12 protein-coding genes are annotated in these 12506 nt (G+C 38.7%); 2 read left to right on the top strand and 10 right to left on the bottom strand.

The genetic code is table 11. The features are described 5' to 3' along the window. Position 1: 1 nt before the first annotated feature. The 5 genes from rseP to frr form a co-directional block, all read right to left on the bottom strand. On the bottom strand, positions 2 to 1333 hold the full coding sequence (rseP, locus tag PARA_RS05120) for a sigma E protease regulator RseP (RefSeq protein ID WP_014064840.1): 1332 nt from the start codon (positions 1331 to 1333) through the stop codon (positions 2 to 4). Between the two features lie 8 nt (positions 1334 to 1341). Beyond that, positions 1342 to 2208 (bottom strand): phosphatidate cytidylyltransferase, encoded by an 867-nt coding sequence (locus PARA_RS05115; RefSeq protein WP_014064839.1) that lies wholly within the window; start codon positions 2206 to 2208, stop codon positions 1342 to 1344. Between the two features lie 11 nt (positions 2209 to 2219). Further along, a complete protein-coding gene (gene uppS / locus PARA_RS05110; RefSeq protein WP_014064838.1) occupies positions 2220 to 2939 on the bottom strand; it encodes a polyprenyl diphosphate synthase in 720 nt (239 codons plus the stop codon). A gap of 40 nt (positions 2940 to 2979) precedes the next feature. Continuing rightward, entirely contained in the window at positions 2980 to 4179 is a 1200-nt protein-coding gene (gene ispC / locus PARA_RS05105) for a 1-deoxy-D-xylulose-5-phosphate reductoisomerase (RefSeq protein ID WP_014064837.1), read from the bottom strand. A gap of 89 nt (positions 4180 to 4268) precedes the next feature. Continuing rightward, on the bottom strand, positions 4269 to 4826 hold the full coding sequence (frr, locus tag PARA_RS05100; RefSeq protein WP_005696784.1) for a ribosome recycling factor: 558 nt from the start codon (positions 4824 to 4826) through the stop codon (positions 4269 to 4271). Positions 4827 to 4979: 153 nt separating this feature from the next. On the opposite strand from frr, the gene PARA_RS05095 reads away from it, so the two are divergent. Next, positions 4980 to 5819, top strand: a complete 840-nt coding sequence (locus PARA_RS05095) for a DUF4189 domain-containing protein (protein WP_014064836.1) — start codon at positions 4980 to 4982, stop codon at positions 5817 to 5819. A 193-nt stretch (positions 5820 to 6012) separates the two neighbouring features. Here the strand turns inward: PARA_RS05095 and pyrH are convergent, their stop codons facing one another. Beyond that, positions 6013 to 6726 (bottom strand): UMP kinase, encoded by a 714-nt coding sequence (gene pyrH, locus PARA_RS05090; protein WP_014064835.1) that lies wholly within the window; start codon positions 6724 to 6726, stop codon positions 6013 to 6015. 124 nt (positions 6727 to 6850) lie between these two features. Between pyrH and PARA_RS05085 the strand changes: the two genes are divergently transcribed. Next, positions 6851 to 8410, top strand: coding sequence for a phosphoethanolamine transferase (locus PARA_RS05085; RefSeq protein WP_014064834.1), 1560 nt, complete (start codon positions 6851 to 6853; stop codon positions 8408 to 8410). 71 nt (positions 8411 to 8481) lie between these two features. Here the strand turns inward: PARA_RS05085 and tsf are convergent, their stop codons facing one another. The 4 genes from tsf to mtr form a co-directional block, all read right to left on the bottom strand. Continuing rightward, positions 8482 to 9333 (bottom strand): translation elongation factor Ts, encoded by an 852-nt coding sequence (gene tsf / locus PARA_RS05080; protein WP_014064833.1) that lies wholly within the window; start codon positions 9331 to 9333, stop codon positions 8482 to 8484. 133 nt (positions 9334 to 9466) lie between these two features. Further along, positions 9467 to 10189, bottom strand: coding sequence for a 30S ribosomal protein S2 (rpsB, locus tag PARA_RS05075; protein WP_014064832.1), 723 nt, complete (start codon positions 10187 to 10189; stop codon positions 9467 to 9469). A 169-nt stretch (positions 10190 to 10358) separates the two neighbouring features. After that, positions 10359 to 11132 (bottom strand): class I SAM-dependent methyltransferase, encoded by a 774-nt coding sequence (locus tag PARA_RS05070; protein ID WP_014064831.1) that lies wholly within the window; start codon positions 11130 to 11132, stop codon positions 10359 to 10361. A 65-nt stretch (positions 11133 to 11197) separates the two neighbouring features. Then, the gene (gene mtr, locus PARA_RS05065) at positions 11198 to 12454 is read right to left on the bottom strand and encodes a tryptophan permease (protein WP_014064830.1); all 1257 of its coding nucleotides are present in this window, start codon (positions 12452 to 12454) and stop codon (positions 11198 to 11200) included. Positions 12455 to 12506: the final 52 nt, after the last annotated feature.

Below are 12506 nucleotides of genomic sequence, written 5' to 3'. Positions count from 1 at the left end.
GTTATAAACGTAAGAAATCATTAAAAAGCACAAAAATTGTTTCAATTAACAAGATTGTTAGCCCTATACGATAACTTAAATTTTGTACCCGTTCTGAAACAGGTTTTCCTTTGATAGCTTCTGCCGCCAAAAATACGAGATGTCCACCATCTAAAACTGGCAACGGAAATAAATTCATTATGCCTAAATTAACACTAATTAACGCGAGAAAACTTAAGAAATAAATCACGCCAGCGTTAGAAGATGCTCCCGCACCTTGGGCAATTGAAATTGGCCCAGCCAAACTGGAAAATGAAAGTTCACCACTAAGCAATTTCCCGATTGCCTTCACAATAAACCACGAAATTTGGCCTGTCTTTTCCACACCTTTTTGTAGCGCATCAAGAATACCATATTTTAATTCAGTTCGATACTGTTCGCCAACTTTTAAGAACGTCGGACTTAACCCCACAAACCATTTACCATCTTGATTCTTCTCCGGTTGCAAGGTTTTGTCAAAAATTTCCTGATTTCGTTCAACCTTGATTGTAAAAGGTTGGCCTTGTTGTACCTGTGCGACAAAAGCTTTCCAATCAAGTGCGGTCGAATTTTCTGCTAAAATTTTATCGCCAATCAATAGGCCTGCTTTTTCAGCTGGTGAGTTCTCCACCACTTTTGATAAAGTCATCTCCACTTTACTTGAAACTGGATTGATTCCTAATGTTTCAAATGCTGTTTCTTTATCTGGCTCAAATGTCCAATTTTGCAGATTAATGATTCGTTGATAAGGTCGGTCTTCACCAAAAGGCGTTAATGTGAGCTCAACAGTATCAGAACCTAACTTATCAGTGAGCAATAAATTAATGGTTTCCCAATCTGGTGTATTCTTCCCATCAATTGCCAAAATCTGGGTATTCGGTTCAATTTGAGCCATTGCAGCCGGAGAATTGGGTGTTATGTTTTCAATAACCGGTTTAACACTCGGAATCCCAACGGAATAAATTACCCAATATGCCAAAATCGCAAAAATAAAATTGGCCAAAGGGCCTGCTGCAATGACAAAAGCACGTTGAGCGACAGATTTACTTTCAAATGCCTGCGATTTTAATTCTGCTGAAACCTCTTCATTTCGCCCGTCAAGCATTTTGACATAACCACCAAGTGGAATGGCTGAAATAGCAAATTCGGTGCCCAATTTATCTGTGCGTCGCCAAATCACTTTACCAAAGCCAATCGAAAAACGATGAACTTTAATACCGCACTTTCTCGCAGCCCAAAAGTGGCCGTACTCGTGCACGGCAACCAGAACAGCAATTGCAACAATAAATGAGCCAAGCGACCACAAAAATGACATGTTCTATCCTATAATACAAAGAAATAGAAGTATGTGAAGAATGGTACTGCGGCTGTTAAGCTATCAATACGATCTAAAATACCGCCATGACCTGGAATTAATTGACCACTGTCTTTAATGCCTGATTCACGTTTAAACATACTTTCTGCTAAGTCACCTAATACAGAAATAGCCACAGTTGCTACAGAAAGCACAACAAAACCGCTCATTGCACGGCTACCTAATAAGGTTTCACCTGAGAAATGGATAAATACAAACGCCAATACCGCCGCGGTGATCATGCCTCCAAATACGCCTTGCCATGTTTTTCCCGGTGATACTTTCGGTGCAAGCTTGTGCTTACCAAAGGCTCGTCCGGCAAAATAGGCACCAGAGTCCGCTGCCCATACCAATACAAACACATAGAGCAATAAGAATAAACCATGATGAGGATCAGCAGTATAATTATCTAAACGTAAACGTAAGACAGCGGCAACAAAAGGAATCAGCGTAGAGAAAGCAAACAAGAGTTGTAAAGGTATATTTTTACCCCAAAACTTCGCTGAACTTGGATAAGTCACCACTAATACTAATGCAAGTGCCCACCAACCGACTGAATTTAGCAATAAAAGCGGTAAGTAGTTTTCAAACACTCGCCCAGCATCTAAATAATTACCTTCGTTATAAAGCCAGAGGAAGATAAATGCCCCTAAAAATGCCGCAATACAAAGGCGCGCCAAAGGATTTTTAAAACGAGCAAATTGAGCCCACTCCCAAATACCAAGCGTCGCCACAAAGCCTAAGGCTAGAGCAAAATAAAATGGGGTAAATAAGAACAAGGCACATAATACCAAAGCAATCAACACAATGGCTGATAATACACGTTCTTTAAGCATAAGTTCTCCGCTTATTCTGTCCCGCCAAAACGGCGATGACGTTGTTGATAGCAGGCAATTGCCTGATTAAAATCTTTTTCACTAAAATCCGGCCAAAGCACATCTAAAAAACACAATTCCGCATATGCAATTTGCCAAAGCAAGAAATTACTAATGCGTTGCTCACCGCTCGTCCGAATTAACAAATCGACCGGCGGCTCATCTTGTGTGACTAAGTGTTGCTGGAAAAGTGATTCATTAATATCACTCACCGAAATCTCATTATTTTTTACTTTTTCAGCTAATTGTTGAGTGGCTTGAACAATATCCCAACAACCACCGTAATTAGCCGCAATATTTAAAGTCAGTGCGGTATTATTTTCCGTTAAATTTTCTGCTTTTGCGATCTTCTCTTGCAATTTTTCACTAAAACGAGAAACATCACCGATAATCTTTAAACGAATATTATTTTTATGTAATTTTTTGACTTCTCGATCAAGCGCTTGCATAAAGAGCGTCATTAAAGCGCTCACTTCTTGCTCAGGGCGATTCCAATTTTCGCTGCTAAACGCATATAACGTCAAAAACTTAACGCCAGTTTGTCGTGCATAACTCACCGCACGGCGTACGGCAGCCACCCCATTTGTATGGCCAAAAATACGTAGCTTATTTTGTTGTTTCGCCCAGCGCCCATTACCATCCATAATAATGGCAACATGCTCGGGAATATTATTGTTATCAAGTTCTTTCATTCTAAAATATTCGGATTTTATGACCGCACTTTGGCGTATTCTACATTAACTTTTTAATCAGCGAATCGGCTAGCTCACGTGCTAGCTGATCTACGGCTAATACATCATCAATGCTTGAAATGATAGAAGATGGCATTTGCTCAACCGATGCTTGGTTAATTTTCGCAATATCTGTAAATTTAATATATCCATCTAAAAAGGCTTGTACTGCAATTTCATTTGCTGCATTCATTGCAGTTGTCGCATACTGCCCTTCTGCAAACGCATCAATCGCTAATTTTAAATTTGGATAACGATTAAAATCAGGTTCTATAAATGTCAATTCTTTGATTTTAAAGAAATCTAATGGTTCCACACCACTGACTGTACGACTTGGATAAGCCATGGTTTCCGCAATGGGCGTGCGCATATCGGGATTGCCCATTTGAGCAATGACTGAGCCATCTACATAACGCACCATTGAATGAATAATAGATTGAGGATGAATAATCACTTCCATTTCATCTGCCGATGCATTAAATAGCCAGCGTGCCTCAATGTATTCTAAACCTTTATTCATCATCGTGGCAGAATCCACGGAAATTTTTTTGCCCATTGACCAGTTTGGATGTGCAACGGCCTGTTCTGGCGTAATATGCTCAAACTCGCTTAACGACGTATAACGGAAAGGCCCACCAGAACCCGTTAAGACAATTTTACTGACCCCTAATTCTTTCAAAGGACAAAATCCAATCTTTTCTTGTGCCTCAGGCGGTAAGGATTGAAAAATCGCGTTATGCTCACTATCAACAGGCAATAATTTTGCTTTTGACTGCTTCACTGCATCAATAAAGATCTGGCCACACGTCACCAAGGATTCTTTATTCGCAAGCAAGACTTTCTTACTCGCTTTTACTGCTGAAAGAGTCGGCAATAATCCCGCTGCCCCAACAATGGCTGCCATAACTTGATCAGCATCTGGATGCGCTGCCAACTCACAAATGGCTTTCTGTCCGGCTAAGACTTCCGTTTTAATGTAGTGTGAAGCTAATTTTTCTCGCAATACCTTTGCTGCATTTTCGTCATCTAATGCAGCAAAGTGCGGTTGAAATTTCACGCATTGTTCAAACATCGTCTCAACATTTTTGCCCCCTACTAACGCAAAGGCATGGTATTTGTCAGGATTATGTTCGATAACAGAAAGGGTGCTATGACCAATAGAACCGGTTGATCCTAAAATAACAAGATTTTGTTTTTGCATAAAATTTCGACCGCACTTTGTGCTTTTATTTTTTTATCAGAATAGAACAAGGGCAGACACTTGGTCTGCCCCAAAACATGGTTCGACTATTAGAAATCCATTAATTCTTTTTCTTTATCTGCTAAGATCTCATCCACTTTTTTGATATAGCTATCAGTCACTTTTTGAATGATTTCTTCTGCTTTGTGTTGATCGTTTTCGCTGATTTCTTTGTCTTTTAATAATGCTTTGATTTTATCATTTGCATCACGACGTACGTTACGAATCGCGACTTTACCTTGCTCACCTTCGCTTTTTACGATTTTGATTAAATCACGACGGCGTTCTTCAGTTAATGGCGGAAGAGGCACGCGAATTGTTGTACCTGCTGAAGATGGGTTCAAACCTAAATCAGACGTTAAAATTGCTTTTTCTACTGCACTGATTAAAGAACGGTCAAATACTGTTACCGCTAAAGTACGTGCATCTTCTGCAACAACGTTAGCTAATTGACGAAGTGGTGTCGCTGCACCATAGTATTCCACTTGGATTGCATCTAATAAGCTTGGTTGTGCACGGCCTGTACGGATTTTTGCAATATGCCCACGCAACGCTTCGAGGCTTTTTTCCATGCGAGCTTCAGCATCTTGTTTGATTTCATTAATCATTCATCTGTCCTTTTTAATAAATAAAGATAAAACACAGTGATTTTACTGGATTTTTAGGGAGTTTTGAATCTTTTATTTTGAATATAAATTCCGATTGCTTAAAGTATGATTTGATAGTATCTTGGCTCTCAATTAATAACAGAGGATTTTAGTATGATTTATAACATGAAAAACGTATTCCGTATTGCTGCTATAGTTTGCACTTCAGCGTGGTTATCAAGTTGTTCCACTTATGTTAATCCTTTTTCAAGTTTATATTGGAAAGGTAAAAATATTAAGGAATTTATAGAAGATAAAGAGTTAGCAGTTAATGAAACAAAAATTTGTAAAGAAAAAGATAAAGCATTTTTTATCTATAGTTTTGCAAAACCTATGTATCAAATTTTTGATCGAGAAGTTGGCCGATCTTATAATGCTTTTGGTACAACTATTTACACTCAAAGAGAAAATGTTTTTACTGGTAATTATTGGACTTATGCCTTTACAGACCTAAGCGGTAACATTACATCTTATCGTGCCGCAACAGGATTTGGAGACTTAGATAAAGAATTTAATTGTCGTGCACTTGGGCAAACAGATGACAAAGAACTTACCTCTATATTAACTCGAGAAAGTTTATGGATGAGTATAGTTAATTCAGCAGATAACAATAAAATGGTCTGGGCTTCTAATAAAGCACATTCCACTCAAAAAGCAGCTGAAAAAGATGCGCTAGAACAATGTAAAGATGAAGGTAACAAAAACTGTAAAGTAATGGCTTCTTATAGCAATATTTGTTTATCAAGTGGAATTGGTGCTCGCAATGGTACTTATTTTGATATTTTTGGCTTTGGTTGGAATAAAGAACAAGCAAATAAAGATGTCATTGAGCAATGTAAGTCTAAAGGAGGAAAAGATTGCAAAATTGTCGTTGAGGGACTCTGTGCAACAGCTTGTGACATGGAGCATGAGACGGGATGTATCTTACCTGAACCCAAATGGATTAAACCATAATATAAAACAAACCGCTTATCATTAAGGTAAGTGGTTATTTTTTAACTAAAACATTCGAAAGAATCTAAAATACAATATCTTATTTAAATTTAATAATGTTTGTTTAAATATCGCCAATATATCTAAAACTGATGTTAGTGCACAAAAAACGGTAGAAATCATTTCTACCGTTTTTCATTTTGACTTTATTAAATTAACAAATCGTTGTGCCTTCTTCTGTGCCTAGCACCACTTGGCGCAATGCACCTGGTTTGCACATATTAAATACACGAATTGGCATACCGTGGTCACGAGCAAGCGTGAATGCTGCCAAATCCATCACTTGTAACTCTTTTTCGATTACTTCTGCATAAGATAAATTACGATATAACACGGCATCAGGATTTTTAGCAGGATCGCAGTTATATACGCCATCTACCTTAGTCGCTTTTAATACGATATCCGCTTCAATTTCAATACCACGTAAACATGCTGCAGAGTCAGTTGTAAAGAATGGGCTACCCGTACCTGCAGAGAAAATGACCACACGTTTTTCACGTAACATTTTAATTGCTTCAGACCAGTTATACGTATCGCAAATACCATTTAATTGGAACGCAGACATTAATTTCGCATTGACATCTGCACGGTGAAGTGCATCACGCATAGCCAAACCATTCATCACGGTTGCAAGCATCCCCATATGGTCGCCCACTACGCGATTCATCCCCGCTTTAGCTAATTTTGCGCCACGGAATAAGTTACCACCGCCGAGCACAACACCAACTTCCACGCCCATTTCAATTAATTCTTTAATCTCTAAAGCCATACGATCGAGGATAGAAGGATCGATACCGAAGCCCTCATCACCTTGTAATGCTTCACCACTTAATTTCAATAAGATTCGTTTGTAAATTGGTTGGCTCATTGTTTTTTCCTTTGTCGGTTACAAAAATTGGCTTATTCTAGCAAAAGAGTGAAAAAGTTAAAAATGGAAATTGGTCAGAAAAGTGCGATAAAATGGTGCACTTTTGATTTTATAGGCAAACTTTATGAAGATATCAAAAACCTCACAAATTTTAACCGCACTTTTTTCTTTGGCTTGTGCCATTCTTGCGGGTTACCTGATTTTACGAGGTTCAGGGATGTTTCCTGAGCCATCTATTAGTCTGATTTTACTCACGGCTATTTTCATTATTTTATTAAGTAGTAGCCGAAAATCTTTCTATTTTATTTTATTACCCTTAGTTTGCTTACACGCAATTTATACGCCGACAGGCTTAAATTTTGGTGCGCCAAGCTACCAATATATTGCATCGGTTCTCGCGACAGATATGTTAGAGACCAAAGAGTTTCTCATGCAAATCCCTGTGAGCAGCTATTTAGCAGCATTAGCTATTCCAGTTTTAGTCTTTTTACATTACAAAAGTGCGGTCAAGTTTGGGGTGAAATTTTATCGCAATAAAACATTCATTGCCCTCGCTACCCTGTTGATTGGCTATAACTTACCGATTGCTGCGCCATTAAAAGAAACGATAGATTCGAGTGTACAAATCGTTAATGAATGGCAAAAATTGAAAAAAATGTCACAGGAAAGCAGCTGGGGACAATCCACATTAGAAAATTCTAAATACCAAGATTATGTGATTATTTTGGGTGAAAGTGCGCGAAAAGATTACTTGCATGCGTATGGATACCCCGTCAATGACACCCCCTTTATGTCATCTGCAAATGGTACACTGATTGATGGTATGACATCTGCCGGAACAAACACTGTCGCCTCATTGCGCTTAATGTTAACGTTACCTGATAAAGAAAAATGGGAACCAAACTATGATTTAAGCTTAGTGGATCTCATTAAGTCTGCAGGTCTGAAAACCTACTGGCTGTCTAATCAAGGTTTCTTAGGTGAATATGACACACCAGTGGCCTCTCTAGCCTCAAAATCTGATGAAACCATTTTCTTGAAAAAAGGCGGGAGCTTTAATTCTACAAACTACAGCGATTTTGATTTAATCCCTAAATTTGCCCAAGTTTTAGAAGATCCAACGCAAGGTAAACGCTTTATTGTATTACACATTTACGGTTCGCATCCGCTTGCTTGCGATCGCGTTGAAGATTACCCGAAAATTTTCAATGACAATGACATTGAGAAAAAGAACGAATACTTAAATTGCTATATTACATCCATTAAGAAAACCGATGATTTTATTAAGAAAGTGTATGAAACCCTCAAAGAAAACGAGCAAAAAACACACCGCACTTTCTCGATGATTTATTTTTCAGATCATGGTTTATGTCATCAGGAAGATGATAAACATGGCGTAACCTTGTTTAACCAAAACTGTCACAGCCAATTACATCATAATATTCCGCTCTTTAAGATTTCATCTGATGATACGGCACGTAAAGAATACAAAGCCTTTAAATCTGGTCTGAATTTCTTAGAAGGTATTGCTAATTGGATAGGGATCAAAAATCCGAAGCTCACATTAGAAGAAGATTTATTCTCTGAACAAGCTGACAAAAATGATTATGGTCTGAAAAAACTGATTGAAGAAAAATATCGTAAAGATGCAGACCCTGCCATCGATATTCGTCCAAAGAAATAGAAAATTTCAAATTTCAGACAACAAAAAAGCCGATATTCAATATCGGCTTTTTTATATCTCAATGGAGAAAATTAAGCGTTACCGCCCGTGATTTTTGCAACTTCAGCTGCGAAATCTTCTTCTTTTTTCTCGATACCTTCACCTACTTCTAAACGGATGAAGTTAGACACTGAAGTGTTTACTGATTTTAAGAAGTCACCTACAGATACTGAAGGATCCATTACGAATGGTTGACCTGTTAATGAAACTTCACCAGTGAATTTCTTCATACGACCTTCAACCATTTTCTCTGCGATTTCTTTTGGTTTACCAGAGTTGATTGCGATGTCGATTTGGATTTGACGTTCGTGTTCAACTACTTCAGCAGATACATCTTCTGGGTTCACAAATTCAGGTTTAGATGCAGCAACGTGCATTGCCACTTTTTTAAGTTCATCTACAGAACCTTCACCTGCAACTAATACACCGATTTTTGCACCGTGTAAGTATTGAGCGATAACTTGACCATCTAAGTAAGCAACACGACGGATGTTCATGTTCTCACCGATTTTAGCTACTAATGCAGCACGTTTTTCTTCAAATTGTGCTTGTAATGCTTCGATAGTAGTACCTTTGTTTGCTGCTGCGAAATCAGCCACTTCGTTTGCTAAACCTAAGAAACCAGCATCTTTTGCTACGAAGTCAGTTTCACAGTTCATTTCAACTAATACACCGAAACCATTTTCTACACGAGCAAGGATAACACCTTCAGCTGCAACACGGCCTGCTTTTTTAGCTGCTTTAGCTTGACCAGATTTACGCATGTTGTCGATTGCTAACTCGATATCACCGTTTGCTTCAACTAATGCTTTTTTACATTCCATCATACCGGCACCGGTACGTTCACGAAGTTCTTTTACTAATGATGCTGTGATTTCAGCCATTTTAAAAATCCTCTGTCGAAAATGCGATTTATTTTGACCGCACTTTTAGATAAAAATATAGGGGCTAAATTTTAGCCCCTATGCCAATTAATCGTTTGATTATTAAGGGCTTCGCCTTATTGCAAAACTTAAATTATTCTGCGTCAGCTGCTAATTCTTCAGCAACTTGAGCTTCGTTACCACGACCTTCTTTAACCGCTGCTGCAGCTGCAGAAACGTAAAGTTGGATAGCACGAGTCGCATCATCGTTACCAGGGATAACGAAATCTACGCCAGCTGAAGTTGAGTTAGTATCAACGATAGCAAACACAGGAATACCTAGGTTGTTTGCTTCTTTAACAGCGATATGTTCGTGGTCTGCACCGATAACGAATAACGCATCTGGTAAGCCGCCCATATCTTTGATACCGCCAAGGCTTAATTCAAGTTTTTCCATCTCACGGGTACGCATTAACGCTTCTTTTTTGGTTAATTTGTCAAAAGTACCGTCTTGAGATTGAGTTTCTAAATCTTTTAAACGTTTAATTGATTGACGAACGGTTTTCCAGTTAGTCAACATACCACCTAACCAGCGGTGGTTTACATAATATTGTTGACAGTCTAATGCTGCAGCTTGTACTGCTTCTTGAGCAGCGCGTTTAGTACCAACAAATAATACTTTACCGTTGTTGCTAGCAATACGGGTTAATTCCGCTAAAGCTTCGTTGAATAAAGGTAAAGTTTTTTCTAAGTTGATGATATGAACACCGTTACGAGCACCAAAAATGAAAGGTTTCATTTGTGGATTCCAGTAACGAGTTTGGTGTCCGAAGTGTACGCCCGCGTTGATCATGTCGCGCATTGAAACTTGTGCCATAATATTTTCCTTTTGTTGGGGTTGAGCCTCCACATATCAGCTAATCGACCGTTTGGCACCCCGATTAAGCCTTAATGATATGTGTGTGTTGTTAATAATTAAAAACGCTGCTTTTGAAACCCAAAAACAGCGGTGCGATTTATACCATAAAGTGCGGTCAAAAACCAGTTTATTTTGTCAAATTTATTACTTTTCTTGCTTTAATAAACAATAAAGGGGGACGATGCCGCAAATCTTTAAATTCATCATGCCATTGTGGCTGCTCGGCCAACATGGGTTCAGCCATTTGTTCAATTTGAAAACCTGCAGCAATTAAATCATTAATAATCGTTGCCGTCGTGCGGTGATAGGTTTTAAAAGGTTGTTGAAACCAATTTCTCTCTCTTAGCCCTTCATCACGGTAATGATTTAAACGATAAGCGACTTGCTGCTTTTTCTCATTTTTTTCCCAGCGCTCCCCTTCTTTATGGCAAGTTGTAATCGGATGCTCTTGGGAAAAAACTAATGTACCATTAGGCTTAAGTTTGTTGGCAATGGAAGCTAATAAAGCAGGAAAATCTTCAATATAGTGAAAAGCAAAAGAGCTGGTAATGACATCAAAATCACTTTCTGGCAATTCCGTTAATTTTTCCATCGGTAACTGATATAACGAAAAACATCCAGAAAATTGACCGCACTTTTGCAGCTCTTGTTCAGCTTGTTCGAGCATTTTAGCTGAAAGATCCGTTCCCACTACACTCGCCACATTGCGTTCTAGATAGAGTTGCAAATGTCCGCCAGTTCCACAACCTAGATCGAGCAATTTTTTCCCTTGTAAATCGGGTAAGAGGGAAAGCATAGTCGGCTTTTCCACTATTTCATTGAGACTGATTGGGTTAGATCGAAGTTTTTGATAAAGCGCAAAGAAGTTTTCTTTATCGTAAACGCTCGTTTTGTTATTCATCTCGTTTCCTATGTAAAATTAAAAAGGGCGTATTCGATACGCCCCTACAATATTAACGCGAAAACTTATCCTGCGAAACTTGCAAACCATCCTAAGTTTGCGCCTACTTGTGCCACAATATTTAACACACCGAATAAGATCACAAAGCCAATCATAAAATTACCGCCATACACTTTATAAGTTGCATTTGGGAATTTTTGACGACTTGCTTTCGCAAGCAGTGCCGGCACGATTGCTGCCCAAATGGTTGCCGCTAATCCCGCATAACCAATAGCAATCACGAAGCCATAAGGGAATTGTAAACTTAACAATAGTGGCGGTAAAAATGTCACCAATGTGGTTTTTGTTCTGCCTAATAAGCTGTCATCAAATTTAAATAAGTCGGCAATATAATCAAATAAACCTAACGTTACCCCTAAGAATGAGGTTGCAATAGCCATATAAGCAAAGAAATTCAATACAACCGCAATGTATTCCACTTCAATATATTTGTGTAATGCTTCTAATAATGCCGATACATCGCCGCCTTTTTCAATCACGGGTGCAAATTCTGTACGTGGTAAATTACCTTGCACCGCAAGCTGCCATAAGATGTAAATCACTAAGGCTAAGCCCGTACCAATAAAGATCGATTTCATTACACGGCTACCATCACGATCGTAATATTTGACGAGGCTTGGTACATTTCCATGGAAACCGAAAGACACTAAGCAAACAGGAAGTGCGGTCAATAAATAAGGTAAATAAGTTTGCTCGCCTTCTGCAATGCTATTGAATAACACCTCTGTTTTCACAGAGCTCAATAAACCTGCAGTAGAAAGGAAGAAAGCAACTACCATTCCAACAATCAATACCGTCGTGAAACGATCCACAGCTTTAGTGGAAAGCCACACGAAAGCCGCAAGAATAAAACAGAAAATTAAGGATCCAGAAGTACGTCCAATATCGACCGCACTTTCAGCAGAACCAAAGGCTTGATTGAGCAAGTTTTGTGTAATACCGCCGCCAGAGGTGATATAGGCATAGGTTAAAATGTACAACACGAAAGCAACGGAAAGACCATTGATAATATTCCAACCTTTTCCTAACAAATCTTTCACTATGGTGTCAAAGCTTGAGCCGGTAGGATAATGTAAGTTAGCTTCTAAAATCATCAAACCTGATGTGGTCATACAAAACCAGGTATAAACCAAAGCCAGAATAGAGCCGATAAACCATACACCAGCCGTTGAGGTTGGATTAGCAAGCATACCTGCACCAATCGCGGTGCCCGCAATAATCATGGCGCCGCCTAATAAAGAGGGAGATTTTTTTATTGTCATAGTAAAGTCCTAGAATATAATTCTGCACTATTATAATAGTACAAAATTAAAA

This window comes from Haemophilus parainfluenzae T3T1, assembly GCF_000210895.1.
Taxonomy (GTDB): Bacteria; Pseudomonadota; Gammaproteobacteria; order Enterobacterales; family Pasteurellaceae; genus Haemophilus_D; species Haemophilus_D parainfluenzae_A.
Note: the sequence above shows the minus strand (reverse complement) of the source record. Positions and strands in the feature narration are given on the sequence as shown.

Bases quoted from the DNA above. Each gene is read 5' to 3' on its own strand.
- rseP (WP_014064840.1), bottom strand. From the start codon at position 1,333: ATGTCATTTTTGTGGTCGCTTGGCTCATTTATTGTTGCAATTGCTGTT.
- ispC (WP_014064837.1), bottom strand. From the start codon at position 4,179: ATGCAAAAACAAAATCTTGTTATTTTAGGATCAACCGGTTCTATTGGT.
- uppS (WP_014064838.1), bottom strand. From the start codon at position 2,939: ATGAAAGAACTTGATAACAATAATATTCCCGAGCATGTTGCCATTATT.
- tsf (WP_014064833.1), bottom strand. From the start codon at position 9,333: ATGGCTGAAATCACAGCATCATTAGTAAAAGAACTTCGTGAACGTACC.
- frr (WP_005696784.1), bottom strand. From the start codon at position 4,826: ATGATTAATGAAATCAAACAAGATGCTGAAGCTCGCATGGAAAAAAGC.
- PARA_RS05115 (WP_014064839.1), bottom strand. From the start codon at position 2,208: ATGCTTAAAGAACGTGTATTATCAGCCATTGTGTTGATTGCTTTGGTA.
- rpsB (WP_014064832.1), bottom strand. From the start codon at position 10,189: ATGGCACAAGTTTCAATGCGCGACATGATCAACGCGGGCGTACACTTC.
- mtr (WP_014064830.1), bottom strand. From the start codon at position 12,454: ATGACAATAAAAAAATCTCCCTCTTTATTAGGCGGCGCCATGATTATT.
- pyrH (WP_014064835.1), bottom strand. From the start codon at position 6,726: ATGAGCCAACCAATTTACAAACGAATCTTATTGAAATTAAGTGGTGAA.
- PARA_RS05085 (WP_014064834.1), top strand. From the start codon at position 6,851: ATGAAGATATCAAAAACCTCACAAATTTTAACCGCACTTTTTTCTTTG.
- PARA_RS05070 (WP_014064831.1), bottom strand. From the start codon at position 11,132: ATGAATAACAAAACGAGCGTTTACGATAAAGAAAACTTCTTTGCGCTT.
- PARA_RS05095 (WP_014064836.1), top strand. From the start codon at position 4,980: ATGATTTATAACATGAAAAACGTATTCCGTATTGCTGCTATAGTTTGC.